The sequence below is a fragment of the Roseateles subflavus genome, from assembly GCF_030285365.1.
In the GTDB taxonomy this organism is placed as follows: Bacteria; Pseudomonadota; Gammaproteobacteria; order Burkholderiales; family Burkholderiaceae_C; genus Roseateles_B; species Roseateles_B subflavus.
The window spans coordinates 1-15443 of the sequence record NZ_JASVDS010000003.1 but is presented as its reverse complement, the minus strand read 5'-3'; the positions used below and the strand labels follow the sequence as shown (position 1 = coordinate 15443).

Genomic DNA, 15443 nt, shown 5'->3' with positions numbered 1-15443 from the left:
CCCGCGGGGCTCGAGGATCCGGCTCTGCCGGTCCTGCGAGCCCGCCCCCTGGCGGGGGCCGCGCGAAGCGCGCAGGGCGTGGGGGATCAGCGCTTGTCCAGGCCTTGCGGCGGCCAGTTTTCCAGGCGGGCGCCCAGAGTCAGACCGCGCGAAGCCAGCACTTCCTTGATTTCGTTGAGCGACTTGCGACCCAGGTTGGGGGTCTTCAGCAGCTCGGTCTCGGTGCGCTGGATCAGGTCGCCGATGTAATAGATGTTCTCGGCCTTCAGGCAGTTGGCCGAACGCACCGTCAGTTCCAGCTCGTCCACCGGACGCAGCAGGATCGGATCGAAGGTGCTGGAACGTTGGGCCGGCTGGTCGAAGGCGTCGACCAGGTCGGTACCCTGCAGCTGAGCGAACACGGCCAGCTGCTCGACCAGGATCTTGGCCGAGGCACGGATCGCTTCCTCCGGCGAGATGGCGCCGTTGGTCTCGATCTCCATGACCAGCTTGTCCAGATCGGTACGCTGTTCCACGCGGGCGTTCTCGACGGCGTAGCTGACGCGCTTCACCGGGGAGAACGAGGCATCCAGGACGATGCGACCGATGGACTTGGTCGGCTCGTCGCCGTAACGGCGCATCGTGCCCGGCACGTAGCCGCGGCCCTTCTCGACCTTGATCTGCATGTCCAGCTTGCCGCCTTGCGACAGATGGGCAATGACGTGCTCGGGATTGATGATCTCGACGTCATGAGGCGTCTGGATGTCTGCGGCGGTGACGGGGCCTTCGCCCTCCTTGCGCAGCACCAGGGTGACTTCCTCACGGTTGTGCAGGCGGAACACGACGCCCTTGAGGTTCAGCATGATGTGAACCACGTCTTCCTGCACGCCATCGATGGCCGAGTACTCGTGCAGCACCCCAGCGATCGTCACTTCCGTCGGCGCATAACCCACCATCGAGGACAGCAGCACACGGCGCAGGGCGTTGCCCAGGGTGTGGCCATAGCCGCGTTCGAACGGCTCCAGGGTGACCTTGGCGCGATGACCGCCCAGGGGCTCCACATTGATGGATTTGGGTTTGAGCAGATTGGTTTGCATGAGGTCTTTCTTTCAATACCCTCGGTTCGTTACACCGATAAGGCTGAGGGACCAACCGAGCCCAGCGAGAGCGCTGGACCCGGACGAGGAAATGCCGAGCAGGCCCACGAAGGGCCGCTCGGCAAGCGCGAAAGAATTAACGCGAATACAGTTCAACGATCAGCGATTCGTTGATTTCGGCGCCGAATTCGTCGCGATCCGGGGTCTTCTTGAAGATGCCTTCCATCTTGGTGGCATCGACCTGCACCCAGGCGGGCAGACCGATCGACTCGGCCAGCTTCAGGCTGTCCTGGATGCGCAGCTGCTTCTTGGCCTTTTCACGGACGGCGACGGTGTCGCCAGCCTTCACCAGGTAGGAAGCGATGTTGACGACTTCACCATTGACGGTGATGCCCTTGTGCGAGACCAGCTGACGTGCTTCAGCACGCGTGGAGCCGAAGCCCATGCGGTACACGACGTTGTCCAGACGCGATTCCAGCAGCGTCAGCAGGTTCACGCCGGTCGAGCCCTTGCGGCGCTCGGCTTCGGCGAAGTAGCGGCGGAACTGGCGCTCCAGCACGCCGTACATGCGCTTGACCTTCTGCTTTTCACGCAGTTGCAGGCCGAAGTCGGAGGTGCGCTGACCGGAGGTGCGGCCATGCTGACCAGGCTTGGTGTCGAACTTGGCCTTGTCGCTGATGGCGCGGCGGGCGCTCTTCAGGAACAGGTCAGTGCCTTCACGGCGGGAAAGTTTGGCCTTCGGGCCGAGGTAACGTGCCACTTTGCGTGTCCTTGTTCAATCTGACGCAAGCGCCGCGTGAAGGCGGTGCCTGCGCGAGTCCGGCCCGTGTTTTTATGGGCTCGAACGGTGGGCTTCATGAGCGACGAGCGATGCCGTGCTCAGCAAAACAGCCGGCGAGGCACTTTCGTGCCCGCCGGCGGGGAAAACAGTCCGCGATTATCGCAGCAAATCGCCTTAGATGCGACGGCGCTTTTGCGGACGGCAGCCGTTGTGCGGGACAGGCGTCACATCCGAGATCGAATTGATGCGGATGCCGAGCGCTGCCAGTGCGCGAACGGAAGACTCGCGACCCGGGCCGGGGCCCTTGATCTTGACGTCCAGGTTCTTGATGCCTTGCTCTTGAGCAGCACGGCCAGCCACTTCAGCCGCCACCTGGGCTGCGAAAGGCGTCGACTTGCGCGAGCCCTTGAAGCCTTGGCCACCCGACGAAGCCCAGGACAGGGCGCCGCCTTGACGGTCGGTGATGGTGATGATGGTGTTGTTGAAAGACGCGTGGACGTGGGCGATGCCGTCAGCCACGTTCTTGCGAACCTTCTTGCGAACGCGCTGGGCAGCCGAGTTGTTAGGTGCTTTTGCCATGGTGAGCTCTCTTCAGGGTTGCCGCTGGATCACTTCTTGCCGGTCGGCGCAGCCTTGCGCGGACCCTTGCGGGTACGGGCGTTGGTGCGCGTGCGCTGGCCACGCATCGGCAGGCCACGGCGGTGACGGAAACCGCGATAGCAGCCCAGATCCATCAATCGCTTGATGTTGATCGACATCTCACGGCGCAGATCGCCTTCGATGGTCAGCTTGCCCACTTCCTCACGGATCTTTTCCAGATCGGAGTCATTGAGGTCCTTGACCTTCTTGTCGAGGGGAATACCGCAAGCGTTGCAGATCTTCTGCGCGGTCGTACGGCCAATGCCGTAGATCGAGGTCAGACCGATCTCGGTGTGCTTTTGCGGCGGAATGTTGATACCAGCAATACGTGCCATTTGCGTCCTCTAATTCGCTCGTGTCGTGCAGCAATCAGCCTTGACGCTGCTTGTGGCGCGGATCGGTACAGATCACACGCACCACGCCCTTGCGACGGATGATCTTGCAATTGCGGCACATCTTCTTGACGGATGCCGAAACTTTCATGGTCTGCTCCTTGACCTAAATCTATTCGCTCAAACAGCGCGTCCGGGGGACAAATTCGCTCACTTCGCCCGGAACACGATGCGAGCACGACTCAAATCGTACGGTGTCAGCTCCACGGTCACTTTGTCACCAGGCAGGATGCGGATGTAGTGCATACGCATCTTGCCGGAGATGTGACCGAGAACGACATGTCCGTTCTCCAACTTCACTCGAAACGTGGCATTGGGCAGGTTCTCGAGAATCTCACCCTGCATCTGAATGACGTCGTCTTTCGCCATGCCTCGTGCCGCTTCGGTTGGTACGGTAGTTAATGGATGGGCTCCACCGAGTCGAAACTCAGTTCGCCTTGAAATTTGCCTTCTTCAGCAGAGACTCGTACTGCTGACTCATCACGTAGGACTGCACCTGGGCCCAGAAGTCCATGGTCACCACCACAATGATCAGCAACGAAGTGCCGCCAAAGTAGAAGGGAACGTTGTACTTCAGTGTCAGGAACTCAGGCAGCAGGCACACACCGGTGATGTAGATGGCGCCAGCCATGGTCAGACGGGACAGGATCTTGTCGATGTGCTTTGCGGTCTGCTCACCGGGACGAATCCCGGGGATGAACGCCCCGCTCTTCTTCAGGTTGTCTGCGGTCTCACGGCTGTTGAACACCAGTGCCGTGTAGAAGAAGCAGAAGAACACGATCGCGGAAGCGTACAGCAGCACGTAGATCGGCTGACCCGGACGCAGCATGTCCGCAATGTCCTTCAACCAGCGCATGCTGTCACCCGTTGCAAACCAGCTCACGAGCGTGGTCGGCAGCAGGATGATCGACGATGCGAAGATCGGGGGAATCACACCCGACATGTTCAGCTTCAGGGGCAGGTGCGACGACTGACCGCCGTACACCTTGTTGCCAACCTGACGCTTGGCGTAGTTCACCAGGATCTTGCGTTGACCACGCTCGACGAACACCACCAGCCAGGTCACGCCAATCACGATGGCAATGACCACGAGGCAGGAGAAGATCGTCATGGCACCGTTGTGCACCAGATCCAGCAGACCACCGATGGCACCCGGCAGACCTGCCGCAATACCGCCGAAGATGAGGATCGAGATGCCATTGCCCAGACCGCGCTCGGTGATCTGCTCACCCAGCCACATCAGGAACATGGTGCCAGCCACCAGGCTGCTGACAGCGGTCAGGCGGAAGCCGAAACCGGGAGCCAGCACCAGACCGGGCGAACTCTCCAGGGCCAGCGCAATGCTGAGGCTCTGGAAAATTGCCAGGCCGAGCGTGCCATAGCGGGTGTATTGCGTGATCTTGCGACGACCCGACTCGCCTTCCTTCTTCAGCGCTTCCAGGCTCGGCACCACATAACCCATCAGCTGGATCACGATGGAGGCCGAGATGTAGGGCGTGATGCCCAGCGCGAAGACGGTGAAGCGCGACAGCGCACCGCCAGAGAACATGTTGAACAGGCTCAGGATGCCACCCTGCTGGCCCTTGAAGAACTGCTGCAGCTGGACCGGATCGATGCCCGGCACGGGGATATGCGCCCCGATACGGTACACGACCAGCGCCAGCAGCAGGAACACAAGCCGGCGACGCAGGTCACCGAACTTGCCGCTCTTGGCCAGTTGATTCGGGTTGGTAGCCACTGTTGCCTGATCCTTGAGCTTTACTCAGCAGCGACGGAGCCGCCAGCGGCTTCGATCGCAGCCTTGGCACCAGCCGTTGCGCCCACGCCCTTCAGCGTGACCTTGCGGCTGATTTCGCCAGACAGGATGACCTTCACCGACTTGGTCAGCTCGGGCACCAGGCCGACAGCCTTCAGCGTCAGCATGTCGATTTCGTCACCGGCCAGGCCTTGCAGATCGCTCAGGGTGATCTCGGCGTTGAACGGCAGCGTCAGCGACTTGAAGCCACGCTTGGGCAGGCGACGATGCAGGGGCATCTGGCCGCCTTCGAAGCCGACCTTGTGGAAGCCGCCAGCGCGCGACTTCTGGCCCTTGTGGCCGCGGCCGCAAGTCTTGCCCAGACCGGAGCCGATGCCACGGCCCACGCGACGCTTGGCGTGCTTGGCACCAGCGGCGGGCTTGATGGTGTTGAGTTGCATTTCTAGTCCTCAGTTCGCGCCGTGCTTACAGCACCTGCACGAGATAGGCGATCTTGTTGATCATGCCGCGCACAGCAGGGGTGTCCTCGAGGACACGAGTGCTGTTCAGCTTGCGCAGGCCCAGACCGGTCACGGTGGCACGGTGCGAGGCACGGCAGCCGATCGGGCTGCGCACGAGCTTGACCGTCAGAGTTTTCTTGTCAGACATCTGTCTCTCCAATCCTGGCGACTCAGTTGAAGATATCTTCAACGGTCTTGCCGCGCTTGGCAGCGACTTCAGCGGCCGTCGTCGAGCGCTTCAGGGCGTCCAGGGTGGCGCGAACCATGTTGTAAGGGTTGGTCGAACCGTGGCTCTTGGTCACGATGTCGGTCACGCCCATCACTTCGAAGACAGCACGCATCGGGCCGCCAGCGATCACGCCGGTACCGGCGGGAGCCGGAGCCATCATGACGCGCGAAGCACCGTGCTCGCCCACCACGTTGTGGTGGATCGTGCCGTTGCGCAGGTTCACCTTGACCATGTTGCGGCGAGCCGACTCCATGGCCTTCTGCACGGCGACCGGAACTTCCTTCGCCTTGCCCTTGCCCATGCCGATGCGGCCATCACCGTCGCCGACCACGGTCAGTGCTGCGAACGACAGCGTACGGCCGCCCTTCACCACCTTGGTCACGCGGTTCACCGCGATCATCTTCTCGCGCATGCCGTCGTCGCGACCTTCGTCCTGCACGCGGGGTTGAAACTTTGCCATGTTCATCAATCCTTTATGCGCTTAGAACTGCAGGCCGGCTTCGCGGGCAGCTTCGGCCAGGGCCTTGACACGGCCGTGGTACGCGAAACCGGCGCGATCGAACGCCACCTTCTCGACGCCAGCAGCCTTGGCCTTCTCGGCGATGCGCTTGCCGATCAGCGTGGCAGCGGCCACATTGCCACCCTTGCCATCGCCACCCAGCTGAGCGCGGACGTCCTTTTCCGCCGTCGAAGCGGCAGCCAGGACGCGAGTGCCATCTTCGGAGATGACGCTGGCGTAGATGTGCAGGTTGGAGCGGAAAACCGTCAGGCGGGCGACGCGTTGCACGGCGATGCGGGCACGGGTCTGGCGCGAACGACGGATGCGCTGTTCTTTCTTGGTCAACATTGCGCGGCTCCTTACTTCTTCTTGGTCTCTTTGAGGGAGACCTTTTCATCAGCGTAGCGGATGCCCTTGCCCTTGTAGGGCTCGGGAGGACGGATGGCGCGCACTTCGGCGGCAATCTGACCCACCACTTGGCGATCGGCACCCTTGATCAGGATTTCGGTCTGGGTCGGGCATTCCACCTTGATCCCAGCCGGCATGTCCTTCACCACGGGGTGAGAGAAACCGATCTGCAGGTTCAGCTTCTGGCCTTGAGCCTGGGCGCGGAAACCCACGCCAACCAGGTTCAGCTTCTTTTCGAAGCCCTTGCTCACGCCGTTGACCATATTGGCCACCAGCGCGCGGAAGGTGCCGCTCAGGGCGTCAGCTTCCGAGGAAGCGTCGACCGGGCTGAAGCTCAGCTTGCCGCCTTCGTTCTTGATCGCGACCAGGGGGTTGGCTGCACGAACCAGCGTACCCAGGGCGCCCTTCACGCTGATCTGCTCAGCGGAGATCGTCACATCCACGCCTTGCGGGAGTGCGACCGGCATTTTTCCAACGCGGGACATTGTCTGTCTCTCCTTGCGCTTAGGCGACGTAGCAGAGCACTTCGCCGCCGATACCGGCTTGACGTGCCTTGCGGTCGGTCATCACACCCTTCGGGGTGGTGACGATCGCCACACCCAGGCCATTCATGACCTGAGGAATGTCGTGGCGGCCCTTGTAGATGCGCAGGCCGGGACGGCTCACGCGTTCGATGCGCTCGATCACCGGGCGACCGGCGTAATACTTCAGCGCGATCTCGAGTTCGGGACGGGCTGCATCGCCACGCACCGCGAAACCGTCGATATAGCCCTCGTCCTTGAGGACCTTGGCGATCGCGACCTTCAGCTTGCTGGAAGGCATCACGACGCTGGCCTTCTCAACGCTCTGGGCGTTGCGAATGCGAGTCAGCATATCGGCGATAGGATCACTCATGCTCATACGAAATCTCCTAATCCTGCCGATTACCAGCTTGCCTTGACGACACCGGGGATGTCGCCCTTGAAAGCCAGTTCACGAATCTTGTTACGACCCAGACCGAACTTGCGGAAGGTGCCACGCGGACGGCCAGTCAGCTCGCAGCGGTTGCGCAGGCGAGTGGGGTTGGCGTTGCGGGGCAGCTTCTGCAGTTCCAGGCGAGCGGCGTAGCGCTCTTCATCAGACTTCTTGGAGTCGTCGATGATGGCCTTCAGATCTGCGTACTTCTTGGCGAACTTGGCGACCAGTTGTTCGCGCTTCAGCTCACGTTGCTTAATCGAGAGTTTTGCCACGGGTCACCTCAGTTCTTGAACGGGAACTTGAACGCGGCCAGCAGGGCCTTCGCTTCGTCGTCCGTCTTGGCAGTCGTCGTGATGCTGATGTTCAGACCACGCAGAGCATCCACCTTGTCGTATTCGATTTCGGGGAAGATGATCTGTTCCTTGACGCCGATGTTGTAGTTGCCACGGCCATCGAACGAACGGCCGGAGATACCACGGAAGTCACGCACGCGGGGCAGGGCGATGGTCACGAAGCGGTCCAGGAATTCATACATCTGGACGCCACGCAGGGTCACCATGCAGCCGATAGGCACGCCGTCACGGATCTTGAAGCCGGCAATGGCCTTCTTCGACTTGGTGACCACGGGCTTCTGGCCGGCGATCTTGGTCAGGTCGCCCACGGCGTGATCCATGACCTTCTTGTCGGCGACGGCTTCACTGACACCCATGTTCAGGGTGATCTTGGTGATGCGCGGCACTTCCATCACGGAGGTGTAGCCGAACTTCTCGGTCAGGCCGGGAACGACTTTTTCGCGATAAAACGCTTGCAAACGAGCCATGTCGAACCTCTTAAGCCTTGATCTCTTCGCCGGTCGACTTGTAGACGCGCACCTTCTTGCCGTCGTCGAGCAGCTTGATGCCCACGCGATCGGCCTTGCCGGCAGCGGCGTTGAAAATCGCCACGTTGGATTGATGGATCGGCATCGTCTTGTCGACCACGCCGCCGGTGGTGCCCTTCATGGGGTTGGGCTTGGCGTGCTTCTTCACGACGTTCACGCCTTCCACGATCAGGTGGTCAGCATCGACACGCGAAGCCACGAGGCCTCGCTTGCCCTTGTCGCGGCCGGTCAGCACGATGACCTCGTCGCCCTTACGAATCTTGTTCATGGCAGTACCTTTGACTTGACGAGGCTTACAGCACCTCGGGCGCCAGCGACACGATCTTCATGAAGCGCTCGGTACGCAGTTCACGCGTGACCGGGCCAAAGATACGGGTGCCGATCGGCTCCAGCTTGGCGTTCAGCAGCACGGCGGCATTGCCGTCGAACTTCACCAGCGAACCGTCCTGGCGGCGCACGCCCTTGGCGGTACGCACGACCACAGCGCTATAGACCTCGCCCTTCTTGACGCGGCCACGCGGTGCAGCTTCTTTGATGCTGACCTTGATGATGTCGCCAATGCCGGCATACCGGCGCTTGGAACCACCAAGCACCTTGATGCACTGAACGGACTTGGCGCCAGTGTTGTCCGCGACATCCAGTCGCGATTGCATTTGAATCATGTCTGTCCCCAACTTTTCCCGCCTCGACCTGCAGCGACCATCGCTACAGACCAAACCGGTCAGTCTTGGGCCCGTAAGCCTTGACGCTCTCTAGCACAGCAAGTGCACCAGCCAGCGCCTACAGCGGTTGTGGGCGGATCCGAGGCCGAGACGCACCGCATGATGCGCCCGACATTCGGCGAAGCATTAGATTGTGCCAGCGATTCGGATGCCGTGTCAAGCAGCCGATCCGCTGAAAGTTGAAAGGCGCCTCTAACGGAGCGCCTCCCCGTACCCGACATCCATGGCCAGGCAATGCCAGGCGGCACCCCACCCATCGGGCGAGGGCAGCCGCCAGGGCGGGCAAACCCGCCAGGCTCAGCCCTTCAGCTGAGCCAGCAGGGTGTCAGCGCCACTGACCTCGAACTTGCCCGGCGCCTCGACGTTCAGCGTCTTCACGACGCCATCCACGACGAGCATGCTGTACCGCTGCGAGCGCAGACCCATGCCGCGAGCTTGCAGGTCCAGCGTCAGGCCGGTAGCCCGCGTGAAGTCAGCGCTGCCGTCGGCGATGAAGCGCACCTTGCCGCCGGCGCCGAGCTCACGCGCCCACGCACCCATGACAAAGGCGTCGTTGACGGAGAGGCACCAGATCTCGTCGGCGCCCGCTGCCTTCAGGGCATCCGCCTGCTGGATATAGCCGGGCGCATGCTGGGCAGAGCAGGTGGGCGTAAAGGCGCCGGGCAACGCAAAGATGGCCACCGTCTTGCCTGCCGCCTGCGCTGCCGCGTCAAAGCCGTTCGGACCGATGGAGCAGCCATCGCCCTCCACTTCCACATATTCCTGCACGGTCGCGCTAGGCAGTTTGTCGCCAATCTTCAACATGGGGCTCTCCTCAAAAGCAAAGCCCGGCGCAGCAGCTGGCCGGGCGGAAATGAAAAACGGTCGGACGCCAGTATCCCAGCGTTCCGACCGTTCGCAGGTCGCGCGGCACAAGACCCCAGGGATCTTGCGCCTTTGACCCGGAGGCCTTAGACCACTTCTGCCTTCTCGACCAGGCGGGTCACGACCCAGCTCTTGGTCTTCGACAGAGGACGGCCTTCAGCGATCTCGACCACGTCACCCATCTTGTACTCGCCCTTTTCGTCGTGGGCGTGGTACTTGCGGGAACGGGCCACGATCTTGCCGTAGAGCTCGTGCTTGGTGCGACGCTCCACCAGAACCGTGACGGTCTTGGCGCGCTTGTCGCTCACCACGCGACCCACCAGGGTGCGGGTGTTCTTTTCTTGAGCTTGCGTCATATCAGGCCCCCTTCTTCTTTTCGGCCAGCACGGTCTTGACGCGAGCGATGTCGCGGCGGATCTTGCCCAGCTGAGTGGTGTCGCTCAGCTGTTGGGTGGCCTTTTGCATGCGCAGGCCGAAGTGGGCCTTGAGCAGATCGGTCACTTCCTTTTCCAGGGCAGCGACATCCTTGCCACGCAGTTCAGATGCTTTCATGGTGATCTCTCCAATCAGAGGCCGACCTGGCGTGCCACGAACGTGCAACGCAGGGGCAGCTTTGCAGCAGCCAGCGTGAACGCTTCGCGAGCCAGGGCTTCCGGCACACCGTTGATCTCGTAGAGCACCTTGCCGGGCTGGATTTCAGCGACGTAGTACTCCGGGTTGCCCTTACCGTTACCCATACGGACTTCGGCGGGCTTTTGGGAGATGGGCTTGTCCGGGAAGATGCGGATGAAGATGCGACCACCGCGCTTGATATGGCGCGAGATTGCACGACGAGCCGCTTCGATCTGGCGAGCCGTCAGACGGCCACGCTCAGTGGCCTTCAGGCCGAAGTCGCCGAACGACACATTGGCGCCGCGAGTGGCCACGCCAGTGTTACGACCCTTCTGCTCTTTGCGGAATTTGCGACGAGCGGGTTGCAGCATGTTTATTCTCCTTTGGCCTCGCCAGCTGCGGGGGCCTTGCGGACCACGCGCTTAGCGCCGGGCTTGTCGCCACCGTCGGCGGGCTTGTCAGCGCCAGGACGGCCACGGCCACCCGGGGCGCCCGGACGGGCGTTGCGACGCGGACGACGATCGTCTTCAGCGCCAGGGGGGGTGTTGATCACGGGAGCCTCGCCATTGGCCAGGCGGTCACCGCGGTACACCCACACCTTCACACCGATGACGCCGTAGGTCGTCTTGGCCTCGGAGAAGCCATAGTCGATGTCGGCCTTCAGGGTATGCAGAGGCACACGGCCTTCGCGATACCACTCGGTACGAGCGATTTCGATGCCGTTCAGACGGCCGGCGGACATGATCTTGATGCCCTGGGCGCCCAGACGCATCGCGTTCTGCATCGCGCGCTTCATGGCGCGGCGGAACATGATGCGCTTTTCCAGCTGCTGGGTGATCGAGTCGGCGATCAGCTGAGCATCGATTTCAGGCTTGCGCACTTCTTCGATGTTCACGGCCACCGGCACGCCCAGACGCTTGGTCAGTTCGGCCTTCAGGTTCTCGATGTCCTCGCCCTTCTTGCCGATCACCACACCCGGACGAGCCGAGAAGATGGTGATGCGGGCGTTCTTGGCGGGGCGCTCGATCAGGATGCGCGACACGGCGGCATTCTTCAGGCGCTGCTTCAGGTAGTCACGAACCTGCAGATCTTCAGCCAGCATCGTGGCGAAGTTCTGGTTGTTCGCATACCAGCGCGAAGCCCAGTTACGCGTGACAGGCAGGCGGAAGCCGGTCGGATGGATTTTCTGTCCCATAGTCTTCCTCTTGGCCTCAGTTACCGACCGACACGAAGATGTGGCAGGTGGGCTTGCTGATGCGGTTGCCGCGGCCCTTGGCGCGAGCCGAGAAGCGCTTCAGCGTGGTGCCTTGCTCCACATAGATCGAGGTGACCTTCAGCTCATCAATGTCAGCGCCGTCGTTGTGCTCGGCGTTGGCGATGGCGCTCTCGAGCGCCTTCTTGATGATGAGTGCCGCCTTCTTCTGGGTGAATTCCAGGATGTTGAGCGCCTGGTCCACCTTCTTGCCGCGGATCAGGTCCGCCACCAGACGGCCCTTATCGGCCGACAGGCGGACACCGCGAACGATTGCACGGGTTTCCATCGTCTCAATCCTTATTTCTTGGCCTTCTTGTCACCGGGGTGACCCTTGAAGGTGCGGGTCAGCGCGAACTCACCCAGCTTGTGACCGACCATCTGGTCCGACACATAGACCGGCACGTGTTGCTTGCCGTTGTGCACTGCGATCGTCAGACCGATGAACTCGGGCAGGATCGTCGAGCGGCGCGACCAGGTCTTGATGGGCTTCTTGTCCTTGTTGGCCACAGCCTTGTCGACTTTAGCCAGCAGGTGATGGTCCACGAACGGACCCTTCTTGAGGGAACGAGCCATGTTGGTCTACCCCTTACTTCTTGCGACGCGAAACGATGAACGTCTGCGTGCGCTTGTTGTTACGAGTGCGGTAGCCCTTGGTGAGGGTGTTCCACGGCGACACAGGCGCCTGGCCTTCACCGGTACGGCCTTCACCACCACCGTGCGGGTGATCAACCGGGTTCATGGCGGTACCACGGACGGTCGGGCGGATGCCCTTCCAGCGGATGGCGCCGGCCTTGCCGTATTGACGCAGGCTGTGCTCTTCGTTGCTCACTTCACCGATGGTGGCGCGGCAGTCGATGTGGACACGGCGGACTTCACCCGAACGCAGACGAACCTGGGCGTAGACGCCGTCACGGGCCATCAGGACCGCGGAAGCACCTGCCGAACGCACCATCTGTGCGCCCTTGCCCGGCATCATTTCCACGCAGTGGATCGTCGAACCCACGGGGATGTTGCGGATCGGGAGCGTGTTGCCAGCCTTGATCGGAGCTTCAGCGCCGCTCAGGATGGTCGAACCGACTTCCAGGCCGCGCGGAGCGATGATGTAGCGACGCTCGCCGTCGGCATAGCACACCAGAGCGATGTGGGCCGTGCGGTTCGGGTCGTACTCGATGCGCTCAACCTTCGCGGGGATGGCGTCCTTGTTGCGACGGAAGTCCACCACGCGGTAGTGGTGCTTGTGACCACCGCCCTTGTGGCGCATCGTGATGTGACCGTTGTTGTTACGGCCGGACTTCTGCTTTTGCGGCTCCAGCAGCGACGCTTCAGGAGCGCCCTTGTGCAGGTGCTTGTGCACAACCTTGACCACGCCACGGCGGCCAGGCGAGGTTGGCTTGACTTTAACGACGGCCATTACGCAGCCTCCCCGGAGAAGTTGAGCTCTTGGCCAGCCTTCAGGGACACATACGCCTTCTTGACGTGGTCGCGACGGCCGACACGGCCGCCAAAGCGCTTGACCTTGCCCTTGGTGTTCACCACGCTCACGGACTCGACTTCAACCTTGAACATCAGTTCAACGGCAGCCTTGATCTCGGGCTTCGTGGCGTCACGCAGGACCTTGAACAACACTTGGTTGTGCTTTTCAGCAACCAGAGTGGCCTTTTCGGACACGATGGGAGCCAGCAGCACCTGGGCCAGACGGCCTTCTGCAAACTTCGGGGCGCTCATGCCAGCATCTCCTTGAGTTGCTCCATTGCGGCCTTGGTCACCAGCACCTTCTTGTAGAAGACCAGCGACAGGGGGTCGGCGTAACGGGGCTCGACAACCAGCACGTTGGGCAGATTGCGCGAAGCCAGCGCCAGGTTGTCATCCACCTGGTCAGCGATCAGCATCACGGATTCCAGACCCATGGCCTTGAACTTGGCTGCCAGCAGCTTGGTCTTGGGGGCTTCGACGGAAATCGAATCCACCACGGCCAGGCGACCTTCACGAGCCAGCTGCGAGAGGATGGCGGCCATACCGGCGCGGTACATCTTCTTGTTCAGCTTGTGCGAGAAGTTTTCTTCCGGCAGGTTCGGGAAGATGCGACCACCCCCACGCCACAGCGGCGAGGACGTCATACCGGCGCGAGCGCGGCCGGTGCCCTTCTGGCGGAAGGGCTTCTTGGTCGAGTGCTTGACCTGTTCGCGGTCCTTTTGAGCACGGGTGCCTTGACGGGCGTTGGCCTGGAAGGCCACGACCACCTGGTGCACCAGGGCTTCGTTGTATTCGCGAGCGAAGACGGTGTCAGGCGCGTCCACCTTGGAGGTGGCCTGACCCTGCTCGTTCAGAAGCTCGAGCTGCATCAGTTGGCCTCCTTCTTGACCTTGACCTTGACGGCAGGACGCACGACCACGTGGCCGTTCTTGGCGCCCGGCACAGCACCCTTGACCAGCAGCAGCTGACGAGCTTCGTCAACGCGCACGATGTCGAGGTTCTGGGTGGTCACGGTTTCGTCGCCCATGTGGCCGGACATCTTCTTGCCCGGGAACACGCGGCCCGGATCTTGCGCCATCGAGATGGAGCCCGGGACATTGTGGGAACGGCTGTTACCGTGGGAAGCGCGCTGCGAGCTGAAGTTGTGGCGCTTGATGGTGCCGGCGAAGCCCTTACCAATCGAAGTACCTTGCACGTCGACCTTCTGGCCGGCGGCAAACAGCGTCACGGGCACCTGAGCGCCGGCCTTGTATTCGGCGGCGACATCAGAAGCGACACGGAATTCCTTGAGGATTTCACCGGCTTCCACACCCGCCTTGGCGAGGTGGCCGGCTTCCGGCTTGGTCACGCGAGAGGCCTTGCGTGCACCGTACGCCACTTGAATGGCGCTGTAGCCGTCAGTCTCTTCGGTCTTGACCTGGGTCACGCGGTTGTTGGACACGTCCAGCACCGTCACGGGAATGGCGTCGCCATCGTCCGTGAAGATGCGCATCATGCCCACCTTGCGGCCCAGCAATCCGAGACGATTGCTAAGACTCATGTTTTTTCTCCAGCCCCTTTCACCGCCAAGCCAAGACCAAAGCCCAAGCCCGCAGCTCCAAGAGCCATATACAAACACCCGACAACGATTGGTCGGGCTGACCAAACACCGCTTGAATCCGCTCCCGGGCCGGTAAAGGCGTCCCAGGGCACATCTAGGCGATGCACTAAAGCCGCACTGGCAAAGACCAGCGCGGAAAAGTCTGCGAGTATAGCGTCAACCCTGAGCGGGCCGCAAGCGGCGTCACACGAGGGTCAAGAAAAAAGGGCAACCTGGAGGTTGCCCTTCTCACGCTGTAGATGCAGAGCGCCGCAAGGCTCCCCGCATCAAGCCCGCATTACTGCAGCTTGATTTCCACGTCCACGCCAGCCGGCAGGTCCAGCTTCATCAGGGCGTCAACCGTCTTATCGGTCGGGTCGACGATGTCCATCAGACGCTGGTGGGTGCGGATCTCGAACTGGTCGCGCGACGTCTTGTTGACGTGCGGCGAACGCAGGATGTCGAAACGCTCCAGGCGGGTCGGCAGGGGCACGGGGCCCTTGACGATGGCGCCGGTACGCTTGGCGGTTTCCACGATTTCCAGAGCCGACTGGTCGATCAGCTTGTAATCGAAGGCCTTCAGGCGGATGCGGATCTTTTGCTTTTGCATGACTGTTCCTTCAAAGAGCGTGCGGCTGCGAGGCCGCGTAAATGGTGTTGACAGGCGACCCGTGAGGCCGCCCGCAAGTCACGCAGGGATTACTCGATGATGGTAGCAACCACGCCCGAGCCGACGGTACGGCCACCTTCGCGGATAGCGAAGCGCAGACCTTCTTCCATGGCGATCGGAGCGATCAGCTTCACGGTGATGCCGACGTTGT

30 protein-coding genes are annotated in these 15443 nt (G+C 61.7%); all 30 read right to left on the bottom strand.

Annotated features, from left to right (window positions below; genetic code table 11):
* Positions 1-86: 86 nt before the first annotated feature.
* Positions 87-1076, bottom strand: a complete 990-nt coding sequence (locus QRD43_RS11050) for a DNA-directed RNA polymerase subunit alpha (RefSeq protein ID WP_183104009.1) — start codon at positions 1074-1076, stop codon at positions 87-89.
* A gap of 136 nt (positions 1077-1212) precedes the next feature.
* Positions 1213-1836, bottom strand: coding sequence for a 30S ribosomal protein S4 (gene rpsD / locus QRD43_RS11045; RefSeq protein WP_285982544.1), 624 nt, complete (start codon positions 1834-1836; stop codon positions 1213-1215).
* A 195-nt stretch (positions 1837-2031) separates the two neighbouring features.
* The gene (gene rpsK, locus QRD43_RS11040; RefSeq protein WP_056194196.1) at positions 2032-2436 is read right to left on the bottom strand and encodes a 30S ribosomal protein S11; all 405 of its coding nucleotides are present in this window, start codon (positions 2434-2436) and stop codon (positions 2032-2034) included.
* Positions 2437-2465: 29 nt separating this feature from the next.
* Positions 2466-2831 carry a 30S ribosomal protein S13 gene (gene rpsM / locus QRD43_RS11035; protein ID WP_285982543.1) on the bottom strand — a complete coding sequence of 122 codons (366 nt, stop codon included), beginning with the start codon at positions 2829-2831 and terminating at the stop codon, positions 2466-2468.
* A gap of 34 nt (positions 2832-2865) precedes the next feature.
* Positions 2866-2979, bottom strand: a complete 114-nt coding sequence (gene rpmJ, locus QRD43_RS11030) for a 50S ribosomal protein L36 (protein WP_035036301.1) — start codon at positions 2977-2979, stop codon at positions 2866-2868.
* Positions 2980-3038: 59 nt separating this feature from the next.
* Positions 3039-3257 carry a translation initiation factor IF-1 gene (gene infA / locus QRD43_RS11025; RefSeq protein ID WP_009855680.1) on the bottom strand — a complete coding sequence of 73 codons (219 nt, stop codon included), beginning with the start codon at positions 3255-3257 and terminating at the stop codon, positions 3039-3041.
* Positions 3258-3315: 58 nt separating this feature from the next.
* On the bottom strand, positions 3316-4626 hold the full coding sequence (gene secY, locus QRD43_RS11020) for a preprotein translocase subunit SecY (RefSeq protein WP_285982542.1): 1311 nt from the start codon (positions 4624-4626) through the stop codon (positions 3316-3318).
* Between the two features lie 20 nt (positions 4627-4646).
* Positions 4647-5084 carry a 50S ribosomal protein L15 gene (gene rplO / locus QRD43_RS11015; RefSeq protein ID WP_285982541.1) on the bottom strand — a complete coding sequence of 146 codons (438 nt, stop codon included), beginning with the start codon at positions 5082-5084 and terminating at the stop codon, positions 4647-4649.
* Between the two features lie 25 nt (positions 5085-5109).
* On the bottom strand, positions 5110-5292 hold the full coding sequence (gene rpmD, locus QRD43_RS11010; RefSeq protein ID WP_285982540.1) for a 50S ribosomal protein L30: 183 nt from the start codon (positions 5290-5292) through the stop codon (positions 5110-5112).
* A gap of 22 nt (positions 5293-5314) precedes the next feature.
* A complete protein-coding gene (gene rpsE, locus QRD43_RS11005) occupies positions 5315-5833 on the bottom strand; it encodes a 30S ribosomal protein S5 (protein WP_285982539.1) in 519 nt (172 codons plus the stop codon).
* A 21-nt stretch (positions 5834-5854) separates the two neighbouring features.
* Entirely contained in the window at positions 5855-6220 is a 366-nt protein-coding gene (rplR, locus tag QRD43_RS11000; protein WP_285982538.1) for a 50S ribosomal protein L18, read from the bottom strand.
* A gap of 11 nt (positions 6221-6231) precedes the next feature.
* A complete protein-coding gene (gene rplF / locus QRD43_RS10995) occupies positions 6232-6765 on the bottom strand; it encodes a 50S ribosomal protein L6 (protein WP_285982537.1) in 534 nt (177 codons plus the stop codon).
* A gap of 19 nt (positions 6766-6784) precedes the next feature.
* Positions 6785-7180, bottom strand: coding sequence for a 30S ribosomal protein S8 (rpsH, locus tag QRD43_RS10990; protein WP_133605050.1), 396 nt, complete (start codon positions 7178-7180; stop codon positions 6785-6787).
* Positions 7181-7203: 23 nt separating this feature from the next.
* On the bottom strand, positions 7204-7509 hold the full coding sequence (rpsN, locus tag QRD43_RS10985) for a 30S ribosomal protein S14 (protein ID WP_285982536.1): 306 nt from the start codon (positions 7507-7509) through the stop codon (positions 7204-7206).
* Positions 7510-7517: 8 nt separating this feature from the next.
* Positions 7518-8057, bottom strand: coding sequence for a 50S ribosomal protein L5 (gene rplE, locus QRD43_RS10980; protein WP_285982535.1), 540 nt, complete (start codon positions 8055-8057; stop codon positions 7518-7520).
* 10 nt (positions 8058-8067) lie between these two features.
* Positions 8068-8385, bottom strand: a complete 318-nt coding sequence (gene rplX, locus QRD43_RS10975; RefSeq protein ID WP_285982534.1) for a 50S ribosomal protein L24 — start codon at positions 8383-8385, stop codon at positions 8068-8070.
* Between the two features lie 25 nt (positions 8386-8410).
* Complete coding sequence (gene rplN / locus QRD43_RS10970) at positions 8411-8779, bottom strand: 50S ribosomal protein L14 (RefSeq protein WP_183103998.1); 369 nt, start codon at positions 8777-8779, stop codon at positions 8411-8413.
* Between the two features lie 357 nt (positions 8780-9136).
* Positions 9137-9643: a peroxiredoxin gene (locus QRD43_RS10965; protein WP_285982533.1), complete on the bottom strand. Its 507-nt coding sequence runs from the start codon at positions 9641-9643 to the stop codon at positions 9137-9139.
* A gap of 146 nt (positions 9644-9789) precedes the next feature.
* Positions 9790-10059: a 30S ribosomal protein S17 gene (gene rpsQ / locus QRD43_RS10960; RefSeq protein WP_285982532.1), complete on the bottom strand. Its 270-nt coding sequence runs from the start codon at positions 10057-10059 to the stop codon at positions 9790-9792.
* A 1-nt stretch (position 10060) separates the two neighbouring features.
* Positions 10061-10255, bottom strand: coding sequence for a 50S ribosomal protein L29 (gene rpmC, locus QRD43_RS10955; protein ID WP_285982531.1), 195 nt, complete (start codon positions 10253-10255; stop codon positions 10061-10063).
* A 14-nt stretch (positions 10256-10269) separates the two neighbouring features.
* On the bottom strand, positions 10270-10686 hold the full coding sequence (gene rplP, locus QRD43_RS10950; RefSeq protein WP_183103994.1) for a 50S ribosomal protein L16: 417 nt from the start codon (positions 10684-10686) through the stop codon (positions 10270-10272).
* 2 nt (positions 10687-10688) lie between these two features.
* Positions 10689-11510, bottom strand: a complete 822-nt coding sequence (gene rpsC / locus QRD43_RS10945) for a 30S ribosomal protein S3 (RefSeq protein ID WP_285982530.1) — start codon at positions 11508-11510, stop codon at positions 10689-10691.
* 16 nt (positions 11511-11526) lie between these two features.
* Positions 11527-11856 carry a 50S ribosomal protein L22 gene (rplV, locus tag QRD43_RS10940; RefSeq protein ID WP_183103992.1) on the bottom strand — a complete coding sequence of 110 codons (330 nt, stop codon included), beginning with the start codon at positions 11854-11856 and terminating at the stop codon, positions 11527-11529.
* Positions 11857-11867: 11 nt separating this feature from the next.
* Positions 11868-12143, bottom strand: coding sequence for a 30S ribosomal protein S19 (rpsS, locus tag QRD43_RS10935; protein ID WP_183103991.1), 276 nt, complete (start codon positions 12141-12143; stop codon positions 11868-11870).
* Positions 12144-12156: 13 nt separating this feature from the next.
* Positions 12157-12981: a 50S ribosomal protein L2 gene (gene rplB, locus QRD43_RS10930; RefSeq protein WP_285982529.1), complete on the bottom strand. Its 825-nt coding sequence runs from the start codon at positions 12979-12981 to the stop codon at positions 12157-12159.
* On the bottom strand, positions 12981-13295 hold the full coding sequence (gene rplW / locus QRD43_RS10925; RefSeq protein WP_183103989.1) for a 50S ribosomal protein L23: 315 nt from the start codon (positions 13293-13295) through the stop codon (positions 12981-12983). The genes rplB and rplW overlap by 1 nt, the downstream gene beginning before the upstream one ends.
* Positions 13292-13912: a 50S ribosomal protein L4 gene (gene rplD / locus QRD43_RS10920; RefSeq protein WP_285982528.1), complete on the bottom strand. Its 621-nt coding sequence runs from the start codon at positions 13910-13912 to the stop codon at positions 13292-13294. The genes rplW and rplD overlap by 4 nt, the downstream gene beginning before the upstream one ends.
* Positions 13912-14583: a 50S ribosomal protein L3 gene (gene rplC / locus QRD43_RS10915; RefSeq protein ID WP_285982527.1), complete on the bottom strand. Its 672-nt coding sequence runs from the start codon at positions 14581-14583 to the stop codon at positions 13912-13914. The genes rplD and rplC overlap by 1 nt, the downstream gene beginning before the upstream one ends.
* A 337-nt stretch (positions 14584-14920) precedes the next feature.
* Entirely contained in the window at positions 14921-15232 is a 312-nt protein-coding gene (rpsJ, locus tag QRD43_RS10910; RefSeq protein WP_132576760.1) for a 30S ribosomal protein S10, read from the bottom strand.
* An 89-nt stretch (positions 15233-15321) separates the two neighbouring features.
* Positions 15322-15443: EF-Tu C-terminal domain-related protein (locus QRD43_RS10905; protein WP_491572015.1), on the bottom strand; the 122-nt coding region annotated here is incomplete at its 5' end.

What these genes read in the sequence shown, in the direction of transcription:
- QRD43_RS11050 (WP_183104009.1), bottom strand. Translation starts at nt 1,076, where the DNA reads ATGCAAACCAATCTGCTCAAACCCAAATCCATCAATGTGGAGCCCCTG.
- rpsK (WP_056194196.1), bottom strand. Translation starts at nt 2,436, where the DNA reads ATGGCAAAAGCACCTAACAACTCGGCTGCCCAGCGCGTTCGCAAGAAG.
- rpsM (WP_285982543.1), bottom strand. Translation starts at nt 2,831, where the DNA reads ATGGCACGTATTGCTGGTATCAACATTCCGCCGCAAAAGCACACCGAG.
- rpmJ (WP_035036301.1), bottom strand. Translation starts at nt 2,979, where the DNA reads ATGAAAGTTTCGGCATCCGTCAAGAAGATGTGCCGCAATTGCAAGATC.
- infA (WP_009855680.1), bottom strand. Translation starts at nt 3,257, where the DNA reads ATGGCGAAAGACGACGTCATTCAGATGCAGGGTGAGATTCTCGAGAAC.
- rplO (WP_285982541.1), bottom strand. Translation starts at nt 5,084, where the DNA reads ATGCAACTCAACACCATCAAGCCCGCCGCTGGTGCCAAGCACGCCAAG.
- rpmD (WP_285982540.1), bottom strand. Translation starts at nt 5,292, where the DNA reads ATGTCTGACAAGAAAACTCTGACGGTCAAGCTCGTGCGCAGCCCGATC.
- rpsE (WP_285982539.1), bottom strand. Translation starts at nt 5,833, where the DNA reads ATGGCAAAGTTTCAACCCCGCGTGCAGGACGAAGGTCGCGACGACGGC.
- rplR (WP_285982538.1), bottom strand. Translation starts at nt 6,220, where the DNA reads ATGTTGACCAAGAAAGAACAGCGCATCCGTCGTTCGCGCCAGACCCGT.
- rplF (WP_285982537.1), bottom strand. Translation starts at nt 6,765, where the DNA reads ATGTCCCGCGTTGGAAAAATGCCGGTCGCACTCCCGCAAGGCGTGGAT.
- rpsH (WP_133605050.1), bottom strand. Translation starts at nt 7,180, where the DNA reads ATGAGCATGAGTGATCCTATCGCCGATATGCTGACTCGCATTCGCAAC.
- rplE (WP_285982535.1), bottom strand. Translation starts at nt 8,057, where the DNA reads ATGGCTCGTTTGCAAGCGTTTTATCGCGAAAAAGTCGTTCCCGGCCTG.
- rplX (WP_285982534.1), bottom strand. Translation starts at nt 8,385, where the DNA reads ATGAACAAGATTCGTAAGGGCGACGAGGTCATCGTGCTGACCGGCCGC.
- rplN (WP_183103998.1), bottom strand. Translation starts at nt 8,779, where the DNA reads ATGATTCAAATGCAATCGCGACTGGATGTCGCGGACAACACTGGCGCC.
- QRD43_RS10965 (WP_285982533.1), bottom strand. Translation starts at nt 9,643, where the DNA reads ATGTTGAAGATTGGCGACAAACTGCCTAGCGCGACCGTGCAGGAATAT.
- rpsQ (WP_285982532.1), bottom strand. Translation starts at nt 10,059, where the DNA reads ATGACGCAAGCTCAAGAAAAGAACACCCGCACCCTGGTGGGTCGCGTG.
- rpmC (WP_285982531.1), bottom strand. Translation starts at nt 10,255, where the DNA reads ATGAAAGCATCTGAACTGCGTGGCAAGGATGTCGCTGCCCTGGAAAAG.
- rplP (WP_183103994.1), bottom strand. Translation starts at nt 10,686, where the DNA reads ATGCTGCAACCCGCTCGTCGCAAATTCCGCAAAGAGCAGAAGGGTCGT.
- rpsC (WP_285982530.1), bottom strand. Translation starts at nt 11,510, where the DNA reads ATGGGACAGAAAATCCATCCGACCGGCTTCCGCCTGCCTGTCACGCGT.
- rplV (WP_183103992.1), bottom strand. Translation starts at nt 11,856, where the DNA reads ATGGAAACCCGTGCAATCGTTCGCGGTGTCCGCCTGTCGGCCGATAAG.
- rpsS (WP_183103991.1), bottom strand. Translation starts at nt 12,143, where the DNA reads ATGGCTCGTTCCCTCAAGAAGGGTCCGTTCGTGGACCATCACCTGCTG.
- rplB (WP_285982529.1), bottom strand. Translation starts at nt 12,981, where the DNA reads ATGGCCGTCGTTAAAGTCAAGCCAACCTCGCCTGGCCGCCGTGGCGTG.
- rplW (WP_183103989.1), bottom strand. Translation starts at nt 13,295, where the DNA reads ATGAGCGCCCCGAAGTTTGCAGAAGGCCGTCTGGCCCAGGTGCTGCTG.
- rplD (WP_285982528.1), bottom strand. Translation starts at nt 13,912, where the DNA reads ATGCAGCTCGAGCTTCTGAACGAGCAGGGTCAGGCCACCTCCAAGGTG.
- rplC (WP_285982527.1), bottom strand. Translation starts at nt 14,583, where the DNA reads ATGAGTCTTAGCAATCGTCTCGGATTGCTGGGCCGCAAGGTGGGCATG.
- rpsJ (WP_132576760.1), bottom strand. Translation starts at nt 15,232, where the DNA reads ATGCAAAAGCAAAAGATCCGCATCCGCCTGAAGGCCTTCGATTACAAG.